The sequence below is a fragment of the Streptomyces sp. NPDC000878 genome (assembly GCF_053599695.1).
Window position 1 is genome coordinate 1 of record NZ_JBSFMT010000124.1, and the last position, 17,126, is coordinate 17,126.

Sequence of the window (17,126 nt, forward strand, 5' to 3'; positions counted from 1 at the left end):
GGGCTGACAAACCAGCCCGTCCGGCGTTTGAGGACGAGCGCGTTCTAGCGCGACAAGCGGGGTCTGGGGGCGCAGCCCCCAGGGATGGGACGGGTAGGGGCGGCGGGGGCGAGAACTTGCCGGCCTAGGCTGCACGGACCTTGCCCTCGGTCTCCGGACAAGCTGATCCACCCCGGTCTGCACTGAAGGCACGGCGCGTGCCCCTCGTCACGCCCAGCCCCGTCAGCAGCACGGCCACGCCGGTCAGCGTGAAGCAGACGGCCACTGGCAGAAAACCGGCGAGGGCTCCCGCCGTGGCCGTGCCGACCGTGCTCCCCGCATTGGTCGCCGTGTTCACCCACGCCCCGGCCCGGACCCGCGCCCCGGGCGCCACCGCCTCGTCGGCGATGAGATACGCCGTGGTCAGCGCAGGGGCCACGAAGACCCCGGCCACTGTCATGGCGAGGGCGAGAGTGCCCAGGCCAGGGGCGAGTCCCGCACCGAGCAGCGCCAGGCCCAGGCCGAGCGCCAGCAGGGCGAGCCGGACCCTGGCCGGCCGGCGCCAGGCCACGGCGCCGTTGAGCAGCCCCCCGACGGCGCTTCCCGCGGACAGGGCGGCCAGTACCCAGGCCACGCTCGCGCCACCGTGGCCGTGTTGCCCGGCGAACACCACGACCAGCAGGTCGAGCGAGCCGAGGGCGAGCCCGACACCGGCGGCGGCGCCGACAGGCGCCCGGATGCGGCCCAGCACACGCCGACCGTCACCCCCCGTCCCCGGCCGGGCCCCGCGCTCGGCGGGCCGCATCGCCCGTACCGCCGGAGACGTCACGAACCCAGCCGTGCCCGCCGCCATCAGGGCCGCCCCGACGACGATGCCGACGGCCGGCACGGTGAACCCGACGAGGACGCCCACCAGCAACGGCCCGGAGACGAAGAGCAGTTCCTCGGCGACGCCGTCGAGGCTGTACGCCCGCTGCAGCAACGCCCGGTCCTCGGCGATCCGGCTCCATACGGCCCGCATGGTCGGCCCGAGCGGCGGCACACAGGCTCCGGCGAGGGCGGTCAGGGACGCTACGACGAACACATGCGCGCCCGGGCGCCAGACGGCGGCCGTCAGCAGCCCGAGCGCGGTGAGGTGGGCGAGCAGCATGGGGACGAGGGACCGGCACGGCCCGTACCGGTCGATGAGGGCGGCCCTGACGGGCGCCAGCAGGACGACGGTGGCGCCGAACAGCGCCATCACGGTGCCGGCCACGGCGTACGAGCCCGAGGCCCGGGTCACGGCGAGCATCACCGACAGCGGGACGATCCCGTACGACAGCCTGCCGAGCAGGGCGGTGGCGAAGGTGCGGCGGGCGTACGGGATGCGCAGGACGGCGGCATAGGAAGGCCGCGTCGATGTCGCGGGCATGCGAAGTTCCTCTGGGAAGCGGCGCGTCGAGAAGGCGCCGTGGCAGGTGGGGACGCCGGTTCACCACGACGACTGCGCTGCGAGTGCGGGCCGGTCGCGGTGGTGTCGGCGACACCTACGCCAAGAGGAGGAACATGCCGGTCAACGTAGCAGCGTGTCCCGTTGGTCGACCACCGGGAAAGCCCGCCCCCTCGCCGCTCCCGTCACTTCTCGGTCAGGCCCGCGACCAGTTCGTCCGCCGCCCGGTACGGGTCGAGTTCGCCCGCCACGATCCGCTCCGCCAGCGCGCTCAGGCGCCGGTCCCCGTGCAGGTCGCCGATGCGTTCACGGAGTGCCGTGACGGCGATCGTCTCGACCTCGTGGGATGCGCGGGCCCTGCGACGCTCGGCCAGTACCCCCCGCTCCTCCATCCACGCCCGGTGCTTCTCCAGCGCCTCCACCAGCTCGTCGATGCCCTCCCCCCGGGACGCGACCGTCTTCACGATCGGGGGGCGCCAGTCGCCGGGCGCCCGGGATTCGCCGAGGCCGAGCATGTGGTTCAGCTCGCGGGCGGTGGAGTCCGCGCCGTCCCGGTCCGCCTTGTTGACCACGTACACGTCGCCGATTTCGAGGATCCCCGCCTTCGCCGCCTGGATGCCGTCCCCCATCCCGGGCGCCAGCAGCACCACACTCGTGTCGGCCTGCGCGGCGATCTCCACCTCCGACTGGCCCACGCCCACCGTCTCGACCAGGACCACGTCACAGCCTGCCGCGTCCAGGACGCGGATCGCCTGCGGGGCCGCCCAGGCCAGGCCGCCGAGGTGGCCCCGGGTCGCCATCGAGCGGATGTAGACGCCGGGGTCGGAGGCGTGGTCCGACATGCGGACGCGGTCGCCGAGGAGGGCGCCGCCCGAGAAGGGCGACGACGGGTCGACGGCGAGGACGCCGACCCGCCTGCCCTGCCGCCGGTATGCCGTGACCAGCGCCGACGTCGACGTCGACTTGCCCACGCCCGGTGATCCCGTCAGGCCGACCACGTACGCGTTGCCGGTCAGCGGGGCCAGCGCGGCCATGACCTCGCGGAGTTGTTCGGACGCCCCCTCCACCAGGGAGATCAGCCGGGCCACGGCCCGCGGCCGGCCTTCCCGGGCCTGCGCCACCAGCGTGGAGACGTCCTGCATCACAACTCCGTTCCGATCTCAGCCGTACGGCTCACCCCAAAACCGGCTCATCCCGAACCGCTTATGCCTTGGGTACCCGCACGATCAGCGCGTCACCCTGGCCGCCGCCCCCGCACAGGGCCGCCGCGCCCACGCCGCCGCCGCGCCGCTTCAGTTCGAGGGCCAGGTGCAGGACGAGCCGGGCGCCGGACATCCCGATCGGGTGACCCAGGGCAATCGCACCACCGTTGACGTTCACCCGATCCGTGGACACCCCGAGGTCCTTGATTGACTGGACCGCGACCGCCGCGAAGGCCTCGTTGATCTCGATCAGGTCAAGATCTTCGACGCCCAGGCCCTCCTTCTTGAGGGCGTGCAGGATCGCGTTGGAGGGCTGGGACTGGAGGGAGTTGTCCGGGCCCGCCACATTGCCGTGGGCACCGATCTCCGCGATCCACTCCAGGCCCAGTTCCTCGGCCTTCGCCCTGCTCATGACCACCACGGCCGCCGCGCCGTCCGAGATCTGCGACGACGTGCCCGCCGTGATCGTGCCGTCCTTGGTGAACGCCGGGCGCAGCTTGCCCAGCGACTCCGTCGTCGTCTCCGCCCGGATGCCCTCGTCCTGGCTGAAAACGATCGGTTCGCCCTTGCGCTGCGGGATCTCGACCGGCGTGATCTCCGCCTCGAACACGCCGTTCTTCTGTGCCGCCGCCGCGCGCTGGTGGGAGAGGGCGCCGATCGCGTCCTGCTCGGGGCGCAGCAGGCCCAGACGGGTGTTGTGCTTCTCCGTGGACTCGCCCATGGCGATGTTCTCGAAGGCGTCCGTGAGGCCGTCGTAAGCCATCGCGTCGAGCATCTCGATCGCGCCGTACTTGAAGCCCTCACGGGACTTGGGGAGCAGATGGGGGGCGTTCGTCATCGATTCCTGGCCACCGGCCACCACGATGTCGAACTCGCCCGCTCGGATCAGCTGGTCCGCCAGCGCGATCGCGTCGAGGCCCGACAGACACACCTTGTTGATGGTCAGCGCCGGGACGCTCATCGGGATGCCGGCCTTGACCGCCGCCTGCCGGGCCGGGATCTGGCCCGCACCGGCCTGGAGGACCTGGCCCATGATCACGTACTGAACCTGGTCGCCACCGATCCCCGCACGGTCGAGGGCGGCCTTGATCGCGAAGCCGCCGAGGTCGGCTCCGGAGAAGGTCTTCAGCGAGCCCAGCAACCGTCCCATGGGCGTGCGCGCGCCCGCGACGATCACCGAGGTACTGCTGTTCGTTCCTGACATGAGGTGCGATCCCCTTTCAGCTGGAGAGCTGAGGAGTGTGAACGAGGGTTTACCTGAATGTACTGAGCAGTACCCCCTCCGTCATCGGGCGGTCGGTGTGATCGCGCGCACGTTGCGTAACCACCTCCGGAGCGCTGCACTAACACCATGCTGACGCGAATCGACCACATCGGGATCGCCTGTTTCGACCTCGACACGACCGTCGAGTTCTACCGGGCCACGTACGGCTTCGAGGTGTTCCACTCCGAGGTCAACGAGGAGCAAGGCGTACGCGAGGCCATGTTGAAGATCAACAACACGGACGACGGCGGCGCCTCCTATCTGCAACTCCTGGAGCCCACCCGTGAGGACTCCGCCGTGGGGAAGTGGCTGGCCAAGAACGGGGAGGGCGTGCACCACATCGCCTTCGGTACGGCGGATGTGGACGGGGACGCCGCAGACATCCGCGAGAAGGGCGTACGCGTTCTGTACGAGGAGCCACGGATCGGCTCCATGGGGTCGCGGATCACCTTCCTGCACCCAAAGGATTGCCACGGAGTACTGACAGAACTGGTCACTTCGGCGGCTGTTGAGTCACCTGAGCACTGACCCTCGTACATATGGGCCGGTAGGGTTGGGGACGGCCGCTGCCGTGTTGTCGGGGAGCGGTCCGGGTCCTGATGTGTGGAGGTGGGGATCCGAGGGCCGGGGTTCAGGTTTCGGGGGCCGAGGGTGAGGGCGGGAGTCCGTGCTTCGCCGTTGATCTGACACCATTCCCCGGGGGCCCCGTTCGGCGGACGGACGTGGCTCGTTCGGAGAAGGTTGCGACCAGGGACGGATGGGACCGCGCAGTGCGGGGCTACGAACGCCAGGAGCGAGAGCCGGCGGCTGACGTCGACCACCTCTCTCGGTTCGAGGCCGAGATGGAGCGGCTGAAGACCGAGCGGGAAAAGGCGATTCAGCACGCCGAGGACCTCGGCTACCAGGTCGAGGTACTGCGCGCCAAGCTTCACGAGGCGCGCCGCACCCTCATGTCCCGGCCCGCCTATGACGGCGGTGACATCGGCTATCAGGCCGAGCAGTTGCTGCGGAACGCGCAGATCCAGGCGGACCAGCTCCGCCAGGACGCCGAGCGCGAGATGTCGCAGGCGCGCGCCCAGACTCAGCGGATCCTCCAGGAGCACGCCGAGCAGGCGGCCCGCTTGCAGGCCGAGCTGCACCAGGAGGCCGTCACCCGGCGCCAGCAGCTCGACCAGGAGCTGGCCGAGCGGCGCAAGACCGTCGAGTCGCACGTCAACGAGAACGTGGCGTGGGCCGAGCAGCTGCGGGCCCGCAGCGAGTCCCAGGCTCGCCGGCTCGTCGACGAGTCCCGGTCCGAGGCCGAGCAGGCGCTGGCCGCCGCCCGGGCCGAGGCCGAGCGGGTCGCCAACGAGGCCAGGCAGCGGCTGCAGAGCGAGAACGAGGCCGCCCGCGCGGAGGCCGACCAGCTCCTGCGCCGGGCCCGTGCCGAGGCCGACCGCCTCCTGAACAGCGCGACCTCCGAGGCCCGCGAGGCCGCCGACCACGCCGAGCAGCTGCGCACCTCCACGGTGACCGAGTCGGACAGCGCCCGCCGCCAGGCCACCGAGCTGAGCCGGGCCGCCGAACAGCGGATGCAGGAGGCCGAGGCCGCCCTGCGCGAGGCGCGCGCCGAGGCCGAGAAGGTCGTCACCGAGGCCAAGGAGACCGCGGCCAAGACGACCTCCAGCGCCGAGTCCGCCAACGAGCAGCGCACCCGTACGGCGAAGGAGCAGGTCGCCCGGCTGGTCACCGAGGCCAGCCAGGAGGCCGAGGCCACCAAGGCGTCCGCCGAGGAGGTCGTGGCCGACGCCAAGGCCAAGGCCGAGAAGATCGTCGCCGAGGCCGAGGAGACCGCCCGCAGTCTCACCGCCGAGGAGACCGCCTCCCAGCTCGCCAAGGCGGCCCGCACCGCCGAGGACGTCCTCAACCGGGCGTCCGAGGAAGCGAAGTCGACCACCAAGGCGGCCACCGAGGAGGCCGAGCGCATCCGCGCCGAGGCCGAGACCGAGGCGGACCGGCTGCGCGCCGAGGCGCACGACATCGCCGAGCAGCTCAAGGGCACGGCGAAGGACGACACCAAGGAGTACCGCGCCAAGACCGTCGAGCTTCAGGAAGAGGCCCGGCGGCTGCGCGGCGAGGCCGAGCAGCTGCGCGCCGACGCGGTCGCCGAGGGCGAGCGCATCCGCGCGGAGGCGCGCCGCGAGGCCGTCCAGCAGATCGAGGAGGCGGCCCGCACCGCCGAGGAGCTGCTCGGCAAGGCGAGGGCGGACGCGGACGAGCTGCGCCAGACCGCCCAGACGGACAGCGAGAAGGTCCGTACGGAGGCCATCGAGCGCGCGGGAGCACTGCGCCGGCAGGCCGAGGAAACCCTGGAGCGCACCCGCAAGGAGGCCGAGCGGCACCGCGCGGAGGCCGTCGAGCAGGCCGAGGGCATCGCGGCGGACGCCGAGCAGGCCTCGCGCGAGCTGCGCGAGGAGACCGAGCGGGCCATAGAGGCACGCCGTGACGAGGCCGCCGCCGAGCTGACCCGGCTGCACACGGAGGCCGAGGACCGGCTCACCGCGGCCGAACAGGCGCTCACCGACGCCCGCGCGGAGGCCGACCGGATCCGCCGCGAGGGCTCCGAGGAGTCGGAGCGGCTGCGTTCCGAGGCCGCCGAGCGGGTCCGGAGCTTCCAGGCGCAGGCCGACGCGGAGATCCAGCGGCTGCGCGACGAGGCGGCGGCGGACGCGTCCGCGTCCCGGGCGGAGGGCGAGGCCATCGCCGTACGCCTGCGGTCCGACGCGGCGGCCGAGGCCGAGCGGCTGAAGTCGGAGGCCCAGGACACCGCCGACCGGGTACGGACGGAGGCGCAGGCCGCCGCCGAGCGGCTGGCGACGGAGGCGTCGGAGACGCTGGCCGCCGCCCAGGAGGAGGCAGCCCGGCGGCGCCGCGAGGCCGAGGAGACCCTCGGTTCCGCCCGCCAGGAGGCCGACCAGGAGCGCGATCGGGCCCGCGAGCAGAGCGAGGAGCTGCTGGCGTCGGCGCGCAGGCGCGTGGAGGACGCCCAGGCCGAGGCCGTACGGCTGGTCGAGGAGGCGGACCGGCGCGCCAACGAGATGGTGTCGGCCGCCGAACAGCACGCCCAGCAGGTACGGGAGTCGGTGTCGGGGCTGCACGAGCAGGCCCAGGAGGAGATCCAGGGGCTGCGCTCCGCCGCCGAGCACGTCGCCGACCGGATGCGGCGCGAGGCCTCGGAGGAGGCGGACCGGGTCCGTGCCGACGCCTACTCCGAGCGGGAGCGGGCCTCGGAGGACGCGAGCCGGGTGCGGCGCGAGGCGTCCGAGGCGTCGGAGCACGCCAAGGTGCTCGCCGAGCGCACGGTGGGCGAGGCGATCGCCGAGGCGGAGCGGCTGCGCCAGGACGCCGCCGCGCACGCCCAGCGGGTGCGCACGGAGGCGTCGGACACCATCGCGAACGCCGAGCAGGACGCTTCGCGCAGCCGTGCGGAGGCCCGCGAGGACGCGAACCGGATCCGTTCGGACGCGGCGACGCAGGCCGACACGCTGATCACCGAGGTGACGGCGGAGGCGGAGCGGCTCACCGAGGAGACCAACGCCGAGGCGGAGCGGGTCCGTGCCGAGTCGACGGCCAAGGCCGACCAGCTGATCTCGGACGCGACCGGGGAGGCGGAGCGGCTGCGCGCCGAGGCCGCCGAGACGGTCGGTTCGGCGCAGCAGCACGCGGAGCGGGTGCGTGCGGAGGCCGAGCGGGTCAAGGCGGAGGCGGCGGCGGAGGCCGACCGGCTCATGTCGACCGCGCGCGACGAGGCCGACAGCACGCTGGACGAGGCCCGCAAGGAGGCCAACAAGCGGCGCTCCGAGGCGGCCGAGCAGGTCGACACGCTCATCACGGAGACGGCCGCCGAGGCCGACAAGCTGCTCTCGGAGTCGCAGCAGGCCGCGCAGAAGACGACCGCGGAGGCGGAGGCGCAGGCCGACTCGATGGTGGGCGCTGCCCGCAACGAGGCGGACCGGCTGGTGTCCCAGGCGACGGCCCGGGGCAACTCGACGGTGGAGAAGGCCCGTACGGACGCGGACGAGCTGCTCGTCGGCGCGCGCCGGGACGCCACCGCCATAAGGGAGCGGGCCGAGGAGCTGCGCGACCGCATCACGACCGAGATCGAGGGCCTGCACGAGCGGGCCCGCCGCGAGGCCGCCGAGACGATGAGGTCGACCGGCGACCGCTGCGACGCGCTGATCACGGCCGCCGAGGAGCAGCTCGCCAAGGCGGAGGCGAAGGCCAAGGACCTGGTCTCGGAGGCCAACTCCGAGGCGGGCAAGGTCCGGATCGCCGCCGTCAAGAAGGCCGAGGGGCTCCTGAAGGAGGCCGAGCAGAAGAAGACCTCGCTGATCCGGGAGGCCGAGGAACTGCGCGCCGAGGCGATCCGCGAGGCGAAGGCCACGGTCGAGGAGGGCAAGCGCGAACTGGAGATCCTGGTCCGGCGCCGCGAGGACATCCAGGCGGAGATCTCCCGTGTCCAGGACGTGCTGGAAGCGTTGGAGTCTTTTGAGGCCCCGTCAGCGAACAAGGACAGCGGCGTCAAGGCGACCGCTGCCGTGGGCGTCACCCGTACGGGTGGCAAGTCGTCAGATGGCTAGCACGGAGGGCGCGTTGCGTGCATTCTGTGGGGCTTTCTGGGGTCTTTGACCAATTCTTTGGCAAGCAGCCCGCCGGTTAGCCACTCAAAAGGGGTCTCATTCTCCATATCAATCAGGCTTCTGCTCTATGACACGCCGCTTGGCCCCCTAGGATTCCACCTATCACCTCACCGGTCTCATTCGACAGGAACCCCATGAGCGACACTTCCCCCTACGGCTTCGAGCTTGTGCGGCGTGGGTACGACCGCGCTCAGGTGGACGAACGCATCTCGAAGCTCGTCTCCGACCGTGACAGCGCTCTGGCCCGTATCACTGCTCTGGAAAAGCGCATCGAGGAGCTCCACCTCGAAACGCAGAACGCCCAGGCCCAGGTCAGCGACGCAGAGCCGTCGTACGCCGGTCTCGGCGCGCGCGTCGAGAAGATCCTCCGCCTCGCCGAGGAGGAGGCGAAGGACCTGCGCGAGGAGGCCCGTCGCGCGGCCGAGCAGCACCGCGAGCTGGCCGAGTCGGCGGCTCAGCAGGTGCGCAACGACGCAGAATCGTTCGCTGCGGACCGCAAGTCCAAGGCGGAGGACGAGGGCGTCCGGATCGTCGAGAAGGCCAAGAGCGACGCCTCCCAGCTGCGCCAGGAGGCGACGAAGGACGCGCAGTCCAAGCGTGAGGAGGCGGACGCCCTCTTCGAGGAGACCCGCGCCAAGGCCGCCCAGGCCGCCGCGGACTTCGAGACGAACCTCGCCAAGCGCCGTGAGCAGTCGGAGCGCGACCTCGCGTCCCGTCAGGCCAAGGCCGAGAAGCGCCTCGCGGAGATCGAGCACCGCGCGGAGCAGCTCCGCCTGGAGGCCGAGAAGCTGCGCACGGACGCCGAGCGCCGCGCCCGCCAGACGGTCGAGACGGCCCAGCGCCAGGCCGAGGACATCGTGGCCGACGCGAACGCCAAGGCCGACCGGATCCGTTCGGAATCGGAGCGCGAGCTGGCGGCTCTCACCAACCGCCGCGACTCGATCAACGCCCAGCTGACGAACGTCCGCGAGATGCTCGCCACCCTCACGGGAGCCGCGGTCGCCGCCGCCGGCGCCCCGACGACGGACGACGAGCCGATCACCCGCGGGGTCCCGGCCCAGCAGTCCCGGTAAGCAGCAGGAACGAACGGTCGCCTGACGGCTGTAGCTGCCCGCACCTCTCTACGGGGGTGCGGGCAGCTGTCTTAGGGGCGCGGGGCTGTGACATTTGCGGCTCCGCCGCGTGGGCGCGACCAGCCACGACGGCGCAGCACTCACCCACCCACCGAACACCCCCAAAGAAACGAACCCACGTTCACCAGAAGTTGCCGCACACAAGTGGCACCCCCCATCGCCCCCAACTAGCGTGGCCGCATGATCGAGCTAGAGGGGCTGACCAAGCGGTACGGCGAGAAAGTGGCGGTCAATCATCTGACGTTCACCGTCAGACCGGGCATCGTGACGGGCTTCCTCGGTCCCAACGGTGCCGGGAAGTCCACCACCATGCGGATGATGCTCGGCCTCGACCGCCCCACCGCCGGTGACGTCCGGATCGACGGTCAGCACTACGACCGGCTCAAGGACCCCCTCAAGTACATCGGCGCCCTGCTCGACGCCAAGGCCATGCACGGCGGGCGCAGCGCCTTCAACCACCTGCTCTGTCTCGCCCAGAGCAACGGCATCCCCAGCACGCGCGTGCACGAGGTGCTCGACACCGTCGGGCTCACCGCGGTCGCCAGGAAGAAGGCGAAGGGGTTCTCGCTCGGTATGGGGCAGCGGCTCGGTATCGCGGGCGCGCTGCTCGGTGATCCACGGATCCTGATGTTCGACGAGCCGGTCAACGGCCTCGACCCCGAGGGCATCCACTGGATCCGCAACCTGATGAAATCGCTGGCCGCGCAGGGGCGTACGGTCTTCGTCTCTTCTCACCTCATGAGCGAGATGGCGCTGACGGCCGATCATCTGGTCGTCATCGGGCAGGGGCGGCTGCTCGCCGACACCTCCATGGCGGACTTCATCGACCAGAACTCGCGCTCGTACGTCCGTATCCGCTCCCCCCAGCGCGAACGGCTGCTCGATGTCCTGCACTCGGCCGGGATCACCGTCGTGCAGGCGGGCGCCGAGACGCTGGAAGTGGACGGCGGGAAGGCCGAGCGGATCGGTGAGCTGGCCGCGCAGCACCACATCGTGCTGCATGAGCTGAGCCCCCAACAGGCCTCCCTGGAGGAGGCGTTCATGCAGCTGACCGCCGAGTCGGTCGAGTACCACGCGCACAGCGACACACCGCCCTCGGCCGGTCTCCCGGCCGCCCCCTCCCCCGGGCCGTGGGACGACGGCTGGAAGAAGGACTGAGCATGGCAGCCACCCAGGTCCTCCGGTCCGAGTGGACCAAGATCCGGTCGGTGGCGTCCACGGTGTGGACGCTCGGTCTCGCGGCCGTCGTGACAATCGCGCTCGGCGCGCTGATCTCGCTGCTCTTCAAGAACCAGTGGAGCGACCTCAGCGAGAAGGACCGGCTCTCCTTCGACCCGACGTACACGAGTTTCGCCGGGATGAGTCTCGGTCAGCTCGCGATGATCGTGTTCGGGGTGCTCGTCGTGTCGAACGAGTACAGCACCGGCATGATCCGCACCTCGCTGGCCGCCGTACCGCAGCGCGGCACGTTCCTCGCCGGCAAGCTCGCGGTCGCGACCGGGCTCGCCTTCGCGGTCGGGGTCGTCACCAGCTTCGCCGCGTTCTTCCTCGGGCAGGCGATGCTGGGCGGGCATTCGACGTCCATCGGTGATCCTGGCGTGCTGCGCGCGGTGATCGGCGGGGCGCTCTACATGACGCTCATCGCCCTGTTCTCCATGGGCGTGGCCGCGATGCTGCGCAGTCCGATGCTGTCGCTCGGTGTCCTGATGCCGTTCTTCTTCCTGATCTCCAACATCCTGGGCGCGGTCTCGGCGACGAAGAAGGTCGCCCGCTATCTGCCCGACCAGGCCGGCAGCAAGATCATGCAGGTGGTGACTCCGGTCGACAACGACACGCCGTACGGGCCGTGGGGTGGGCTCGCGATCATGGTGGTGTGGGTGGTCGTGGCGCTGCTCGGGGGGTATGTCCTGCTGAAGAAACGGGACGCCTGAACGTTGTGCCGGCCGACCGTCATGGACCCGACATATTTGTCGCTTCTTTAAGGGAACCGTCAGCTCCCCGATAAGCTCCTAACCCTTACGGGGGCGTGTGCCCCGCTGTCCTGAACCTTTCGATGGGTGCGGAGCATGATCGAGGCAGTCGGCCTGACGAAGCGCTACGGCGACAAGACGGCCGTGTACAACCTTTCCTTCCAGGTGCGGCCGGGGTCCGTCACCGGCTTCCTCGGACCCAACGGCTCGGGCAAGTCGACGACGATGAGGATGATCCTCGGCCTGGACCAGCCCACCTCGGGCCGGGTGACGATCGGCGGCTTCCCCTACCGCAAGCTGCCCAACGCTCCCCGCCAGGTCGGTGCCCTGCTCGACGCCAAGGCCGTGCACGGCGGCCGGCACGCCCGTAACCATCTGCTCTGCCTGGCCCAGCTGTCGGGCATCCCGGCGCGGCGCGTGGACGAGGTGCTCGGGGTCGTCGGGCTCCAGGACGTGGCCCGCAAGCGCTCCAAGGGGTTCTCGCTCGGCATGGGACAGCGGCTCGGCATCGCCGCCGCGCTCCTCGGCGACCCCCAGGTGCTGCTCTTCGACGAGCCGGTCAACGGCCTCGACCCCGAGGGCATCCTCTGGGTGCGCAACCTGATGAAGGCGCTCGCGGCGGAGGGCCGGACCGTGTTCGTCTCCTCCCACCTGATGAGCGAGATGGCGGTGACCGCCGACCACCTCATCGTCATCGGGCGCGGACAGCTGCTCTCCGACATGAGCGTGCGGGACTTCATCTCCGCCAACTCCGCCGACTTCGCACGCGTACGCACCCCGGAGACCGAGCCGCAGCAGCGCGAGAAGCTGACGGCCGCGCTGACCGAGGCCGGCGGCCAGGTGCTGCCCGAGCAGGACGGCGCGCTGCGCGTCATGGGCCTGCCGCTCCCCCGCATCAGCGACCTCGCGCACTCCGCCGACGTACGCCTGTGGGAGCTGTCGCCGCACCAGGCGTCGCTGGAGGAGGCGTACATGCGGATGACGCAGGGCGCCGTCGACTACCGCTCGACCATCGACCAGCGGGCCGGACTCCAGCAGCTGCCGCCGCCGGGCGCGCAGCCGCCGCCCCAGATGCCGGTGCCGGGGCAGGGCCAGCCGGGCTGGTACGCCCCGCCGCCGCCCCAGCAGGGCGGTCAGCCCCCGTTCTCGGCGCCGGAGCAGCCCGGACCGCCCGCGGGGCCGTACAGCGCCTCTGGCGGGCCCGGCACGCCCGTGGGCGGCCACCCGAACCCGTACGCGCAGCCGGCTCCCTCCGCCGCCGCTCCCGACCTGACCAAGCCCGAGGACGCCCGATGAGTACGCCCCAGCAGCCCCCGACGCAGACGCCGGTGCCGCAGGCGGCGCCCGACTGGCAGGCGGCGCCCGGCACTTCGTACGCCGCCGCCTACACCTCGCCGATCCCGGTCACGCGCACGCATCTCGGTCACGCCCTCGCCTCCGAGTGGACGAAGATCAAGTCGGTGCGCTCCACGATGTGGACGCTCGGGGTCTTCCTGGTCCTCGTCATCGGCATCGGCCTGCTGGTCGCCGCGCAGACGACCAACGAGGACTTCGGGGACGTGCCGTACACGATCCCCGCGTTCTTCGGGCTGGTCCTCGGGCAGATCTGCCTGATCACGCTGGGCGTGCTGGTCATCTCGTCCGAGTACGGCACGGGCATGATCCGTACGACGTTCACCGCGTCGCCGCAGCGCCACCGGGTGCTCGCCGCCAAGCTGATCATCTTCTTCGCGGTCGCGTTCGTCGTGTCCGCGTTCGCGATCGGTTTCGTCGGCCTGGTGACCGAGTCGATGCACAGCGGCGGCGAGGGCAAGGCGTGGGGCGGCACGGTCGTCATGGGCGCGCTGTACGTCTCGCTGCTCGGTGTGCTCGCCCTCGCGGTCGGCTCGATGCTGCGGCACTCGGCGGGCGCGATCACCGCGATGCTGGGGCTCGTCCTGGTGCCGGCGATCCTGCCCGCGTTCCTGCTGCTGTCCGAGAGCATGCGGGCGATCGGCGAGAAGATGCTGGACTACAACGCGCCCAATTCCCTCGCCAAGATCTTCGGGATCGACGAGGGGAACGGCACCGGCGGCGGTGCCCAGCTCGGCCTGCTCGCCGGAGTGACCGCCGCGGCGATCGCCGGCGCCTTCGTCCTGCTGGACCGCCGGGACGTGTGAACCACCTGAATCGCCTGATCCACTTGGCTCACCCGACTCGGCTGATTCACCCGGAGGGATGAACTCCGCAAGCTGACAGGCGAGTTGGGTCAGAACCTCGGAGAGTTACGGGACCGCTGCACCCGCGTGGTGCGGCGGTCCTTCGCGTTCCAGCAGGCCTTGTGCCAGTGCCGGCGGTCGTCCACGCCCGCGTGCTCGGCCCACGCGACGACGTGCGGGACGCCGGACGGGATCAGCTGGTCGCAGCCCGGGCAGCGGTACGTCTTGCCCTGGGCGCTGGCCCCCGCCACGTGCCGGACGTTCCAGCTCTCGCCCTGCCAGCTCTCCGAGGACTGGAAGCCGCCGTAGCGGCCGGAGTCGTCCTCGTCGGCGCTCCGGCCGGGCGAGCCGGGGCCTTGGGGGCGGTTGCGGCGCGGGGACACGGAACACCTCACGGAGCGGTTCAGGGGGCTGGAGTCGTCTCCAGCCTACGCGGCGCGATCCTGGGTAGAAGTAAGTCACCATCCCCGCACGAACATCTCTCGAACCCCTTCTCGAATCCCCCGTCGGTCCCCCACCGGTCCGCCGTCGGCACCCCGGCCACGCTTCGCCCGGTTGCCCGATTCTGCAGACAATCCGCCAATCTCTCCGCCAGGCCGTGACTTCGGCACGTGTCGAGCGGTTATGCCGAGCGGGGGAGCTCCACGTCGGGGCCTAGGAAGCAGGAAAGAGCAATGCGCGTAGGAAGTTTTGTGCTGGCGGCCCAGTTCCCGGGCCAGGGCCAGGGGGAGGCGCTGCACCGAGCGGTCCGGTCCGCCGAGGTCGCCGAGGAGGCGGGTCTCGACACGGTCTGGCTGGCGGAGCACCACTTCGTGCCGTACGGCACCTGCCCGTCCGCGACGACCCTGGCCGCGCTGCTGCTGGGCCGCACCCGGCGCATCCGGGTCGGTACGGCGGTGAGCGTGCTGCCCACCACCCACCCCGTGATGCTCGGCGAACAGGCCGCGCTGCTGCACCTGACGTCCGGCGGGCGGTTCACGCTGGGCGTGGGGCGCGGCGGACCGTGGGTCGACCTGGAAGTGTTCGGGACGGGGATCGAGGCGTACGAGAAGGCGTTCCCGGAATCACTCGATCTGCTGGTCCGCTGGCTGCGTGAACCGTCCGTGTCGGCCGACGGCGACCGGTTCAGGTTCCGTGACGTGCCCGTCGTACCCAGCCCGTCGGAGTCGCTGACGGACACGGCGGGACCGGAGGTCGTCGTCGCGTGCACCTCGCCGGCGAGTGTGCGGCTGGCCGCCGAGCGCGGGCTGCCGATGCTCCTCGGGATGCATGTCGGGGACGAGGAGAAGGCCGAGATGGTCACCCTGTGGCGGCGGTCGGCGCGTGCGGCGGGACGTCCGGCGGACGAGATCCACGGCGCCGCCCATGTGTCGGCCGGCATCTGCCAGATCGCGGACCGGCGCACGGACGCGGTCGAGACGCTGATGAAGGCGATGCCGGGCTGGCTGCGTCAGGGACTGGAAGCACATGTCACGGTGGACGGCCGGGAGCGCTCGATGCGGGACCCGGTGGCGTACACCGAACTCCTCTGCGGACTGCACCCGGTGGGCACTCCCAGACTGTGCGCCGACCGGCTCGCGGCCACGTCCGAACGGACGGGCATCTCCCGCTTCGCCCTGCTCATCGAGGGTTCCGGCGATCTGGCGGCCACGGAGGAGAACGTACGACGACTGGGGACCGAGGTGCTCACGCAGCTGCGCTGACCCGGTCGACCCGGTCAACCGCCGCTGCCCTCAGGGAGCTTGCCGCCCCGTACAGAAACACCTCCCGCGTACGGAGCGGCAAGCCGGCGCCCTAGATCACCGTCACCTCAGCAGTCCCGGAATTCCGGCGACTGGTTCAGCAACTGACTGCGCACCGAGGTGAAGCGGGCCAGCTTGACGTCCACCGAGGCGTCCAGCGGGAACACCGCCACCCGGTGGCAGTTCTGGAAGGCCAGCCGCACCCCGAAGTGCCGCTGCAGCGCGCCGCGAATCGCGTCACTCGCCAGCGCACGCAGCAGCTGGCCACGTGCCTGCTCGTCCGGCGGCGGCGTCTGGTTGTCGGCGAAGTCTCCGCCGTCCACCTTCAGCTGGGCCACCAGGGAGCTGATCATCTCCCATGCGTAGGGCAGGGAGGTCCGGACGCAGTCGACGAATTCAGCTTCGTCGACGTCGCCTCGCTCGGCCTGTTCGAGTAGGGCCGGTGAGACGTCGAGCGACATGAGTTCTCCTCTCGCACCCCCGAGGTCTTGGGGGCTGCCGGACAGGGAAAGGGAGCCCGCGACACCGAGCACGCTCCGTAGATGCATCGCGACCTCCCGGTTACTACGGTATGCAACGGACCGTGACGGCACCAGGAAAACGCGAATACAGGACTGGTCAGAACCGTCCCCGTAGGAACACAATCAGCCAACAACGAACAGTTGCCCCTGGCATGTTCCTTCGGCCCACCAGGCCCTCGTCAGCACTGTGAGGTGGGCGAATCGCGTGGAGCACCACGCGTCGAGTAGCGTTGCCGACCATGCGTCTCGTCATTGCGCGCTGTTCCGTGGACTACGCGGGCCGGCTCACCGCTCATCTCCCGTCGGCCCCCCGTCTCATCCTGGTCAAGGCTGACGGCAGCGTCTCGATCCACGCGGACGACCGCGCCTACAAGCCTCTCAACTGGATGTCTCCGCCCTGCACGTTGAAGGAGGGGGCAGGAGAAGAGGAGGGGATCTGGACCGTCATCAACAAGGCGGGCGAGAAGCTCATCATCACGATGGAGGAGATCCTGCACGATTCCTCCCACGAACTCGGCGTGGACCCCGGCCTGATCAAGGACGGCGTGGAAGCACACCTCCAGGAACTGCTCGCCGACCGCATCGAGACCCTCGGCGACGGCTACACCCTCATCCGCCGCGAGTACATGACGGCCATCGGCCCGGTCGACATCCTGTGCCGGGACGCCGAGGGCGCGACGGTCGCGGTCGAGATCAAGCGGCGCGGTGAGATCGACGGGGTCGAGCAACTCACGCGCTACCTGGAGCTGTTGAACCGCGACCCGCACCTCGCGCCGGTCCGCGGCATCTTCGCCGCCCAGGAGATCAAGCCCCAGGCCCGCGTCCTCGCCACGGACCGGGGCATCGGCTGCGCGGTGCTGGACTACAACGCGCTGCGGGGCATCGAGGACGACAAACTCCGGCTGTTCTGAGGGCAGTTCCGACATCTGTTCACCGAGTCCGTGAAGAGCATGTCCGGCTACCTCGTGATGATGTTCGTCGCCGCCCAGGTCATCGCCCTGTTCACCTG

Annotated in this window: 14 protein-coding genes; 9 read left to right on the top strand and 5 right to left on the bottom strand. The window is 70.8% G+C overall.

From position 1 onward, the window contains the following. Positions 1-124: 124 nt before the first annotated feature. From ACWDR4_RS47965 to ACWDR4_RS47975, 3 genes are all read right to left on the bottom strand, one after another. Positions 125-1,390, bottom strand: a complete 1,266-nt coding sequence (locus ACWDR4_RS47965) for an MFS transporter (RefSeq protein ID WP_450418247.1) — start codon at positions 1,388-1,390, stop codon at positions 125-127. Positions 1,391-1,593: 203 nt separating this feature from the next. Further along, positions 1,594-2,550 carry a methylmalonyl Co-A mutase-associated GTPase MeaB gene (meaB, locus tag ACWDR4_RS47970; protein WP_450418249.1) on the bottom strand — a complete coding sequence of 319 codons (957 nt, stop codon included), beginning with the start codon at positions 2,548-2,550 and terminating at the stop codon, positions 1,594-1,596. Positions 2,551-2,611: 61 nt separating this feature from the next. Beyond that, the gene (locus tag ACWDR4_RS47975; RefSeq protein ID WP_450418250.1) at positions 2,612-3,814 is read right to left on the bottom strand and encodes an acetyl-CoA C-acetyltransferase; all 1,203 of its coding nucleotides are present in this window, start codon (positions 3,812-3,814) and stop codon (positions 2,612-2,614) included. A 147-nt stretch (positions 3,815-3,961) separates the two neighbouring features. Between ACWDR4_RS47975 and mce the strand changes: the two genes are divergently transcribed. From mce to ACWDR4_RS48010, 7 genes are all read left to right on the top strand, one after another. Beyond that, positions 3,962-4,402, top strand: coding sequence for a methylmalonyl-CoA epimerase (mce, locus tag ACWDR4_RS47980; protein ID WP_319211763.1), 441 nt, complete (start codon positions 3,962-3,964; stop codon positions 4,400-4,402). Between the two features lie 242 nt (positions 4,403-4,644). Beyond that, complete coding sequence (gene scy / locus ACWDR4_RS47985; RefSeq protein ID WP_450418251.1) at positions 4,645-8,493, top strand: polarized growth protein Scy; 3,849 nt, start codon at positions 4,645-4,647, stop codon at positions 8,491-8,493. Between the two features lie 194 nt (positions 8,494-8,687). Beyond that, positions 8,688-9,626, top strand: coding sequence for a cellulose-binding protein (locus tag ACWDR4_RS47990; RefSeq protein ID WP_450418252.1), 939 nt, complete (start codon positions 8,688-8,690; stop codon positions 9,624-9,626). 240 nt (positions 9,627-9,866) lie between these two features. After that, positions 9,867-10,844: an ABC transporter ATP-binding protein gene (locus ACWDR4_RS47995; protein WP_450418254.1), complete on the top strand. Its 978-nt coding sequence runs from the start codon at positions 9,867-9,869 to the stop codon at positions 10,842-10,844. A 2-nt stretch (positions 10,845-10,846) separates the two neighbouring features. After that, complete coding sequence (locus ACWDR4_RS48000) at positions 10,847-11,617, top strand: ABC transporter permease (protein ID WP_450418255.1); 771 nt, start codon at positions 10,847-10,849, stop codon at positions 11,615-11,617. A 135-nt stretch (positions 11,618-11,752) separates the two neighbouring features. Beyond that, a complete protein-coding gene (locus tag ACWDR4_RS48005; protein ID WP_450418257.1) occupies positions 11,753-12,952 on the top strand; it encodes an ABC transporter ATP-binding protein in 1,200 nt (399 codons plus the stop codon). Continuing rightward, positions 12,949-13,815, top strand: a complete 867-nt coding sequence (locus ACWDR4_RS48010; protein ID WP_450418259.1) for an ABC transporter permease — start codon at positions 12,949-12,951, stop codon at positions 13,813-13,815. Before ACWDR4_RS48005 ends, ACWDR4_RS48010 begins: the two co-directional genes overlap by 4 nt. Before the next feature lie 89 nt (positions 13,816-13,904). Here the strand turns inward: ACWDR4_RS48010 and ACWDR4_RS48015 are convergent, their stop codons facing one another. Further along, complete coding sequence (locus ACWDR4_RS48015; RefSeq protein WP_235474796.1) at positions 13,905-14,237, bottom strand: ATP/GTP-binding protein; 333 nt, start codon at positions 14,235-14,237, stop codon at positions 13,905-13,907. 291 nt (positions 14,238-14,528) lie between these two features. Here ACWDR4_RS48015 and ACWDR4_RS48020 point away from each other — a divergent pair, with 291 nt between their 5' ends. Beyond that, the gene (locus ACWDR4_RS48020) at positions 14,529-15,557 is read left to right on the top strand and encodes an LLM class flavin-dependent oxidoreductase (RefSeq protein WP_450418262.1); all 1,029 of its coding nucleotides are present in this window, start codon (positions 14,529-14,531) and stop codon (positions 15,555-15,557) included. Between the two features lie 107 nt (positions 15,558-15,664). Here ACWDR4_RS48020 and ACWDR4_RS48025 read toward each other — a convergent pair whose 3' ends face one another. After that, a complete protein-coding gene (locus ACWDR4_RS48025; protein ID WP_450418264.1) occupies positions 15,665-16,057 on the bottom strand; it encodes an SCO5389 family protein in 393 nt (130 codons plus the stop codon). 299 nt (positions 16,058-16,356) lie between these two features. Here ACWDR4_RS48025 and nucS point away from each other — a divergent pair, with 299 nt between their 5' ends. Continuing rightward, positions 16,357-17,028: an endonuclease NucS gene (gene nucS / locus ACWDR4_RS48030; protein WP_450418266.1), complete on the top strand. Its 672-nt coding sequence runs from the start codon at positions 16,357-16,359 to the stop codon at positions 17,026-17,028. The last annotated feature ends 98 nt before the right edge of the window (positions 17,029-17,126 follow it).

What these genes read in the sequence shown, in the direction of transcription:
- ACWDR4_RS47965 (WP_450418247.1), bottom strand. Translation starts at nt 1,390, where the DNA reads ATGCCCGCGACATCGACGCGGCCTTCCTATGCCGCCGTCCTGCGCATC.
- meaB (WP_450418249.1), bottom strand. Translation starts at nt 2,550, where the DNA reads ATGCAGGACGTCTCCACGCTGGTGGCGCAGGCCCGGGAAGGCCGGCCG.
- ACWDR4_RS47975 (WP_450418250.1), bottom strand. Translation starts at nt 3,814, where the DNA reads ATGTCAGGAACGAACAGCAGTACCTCGGTGATCGTCGCGGGCGCGCGC.
- mce (WP_319211763.1), top strand. Translation starts at nt 3,962, where the DNA reads ATGCTGACGCGAATCGACCACATCGGGATCGCCTGTTTCGACCTCGAC.
- ACWDR4_RS47990 (WP_450418252.1), top strand. Translation starts at nt 8,688, where the DNA reads ATGAGCGACACTTCCCCCTACGGCTTCGAGCTTGTGCGGCGTGGGTAC.
- ACWDR4_RS47995 (WP_450418254.1), top strand. Translation starts at nt 9,867, where the DNA reads ATGATCGAGCTAGAGGGGCTGACCAAGCGGTACGGCGAGAAAGTGGCG.
- ACWDR4_RS48000 (WP_450418255.1), top strand. Translation starts at nt 10,847, where the DNA reads ATGGCAGCCACCCAGGTCCTCCGGTCCGAGTGGACCAAGATCCGGTCG.
- ACWDR4_RS48005 (WP_450418257.1), top strand. Translation starts at nt 11,753, where the DNA reads ATGATCGAGGCAGTCGGCCTGACGAAGCGCTACGGCGACAAGACGGCC.
- ACWDR4_RS48010 (WP_450418259.1), top strand. Translation starts at nt 12,949, where the DNA reads ATGAGTACGCCCCAGCAGCCCCCGACGCAGACGCCGGTGCCGCAGGCG.
- ACWDR4_RS48020 (WP_450418262.1), top strand. Translation starts at nt 14,529, where the DNA reads ATGCGCGTAGGAAGTTTTGTGCTGGCGGCCCAGTTCCCGGGCCAGGGC.
- ACWDR4_RS48025 (WP_450418264.1), bottom strand. Translation starts at nt 16,057, where the DNA reads ATGTCGCTCGACGTCTCACCGGCCCTACTCGAACAGGCCGAGCGAGGC.
- nucS (WP_450418266.1), top strand. Translation starts at nt 16,357, where the DNA reads ATGCGTCTCGTCATTGCGCGCTGTTCCGTGGACTACGCGGGCCGGCTC.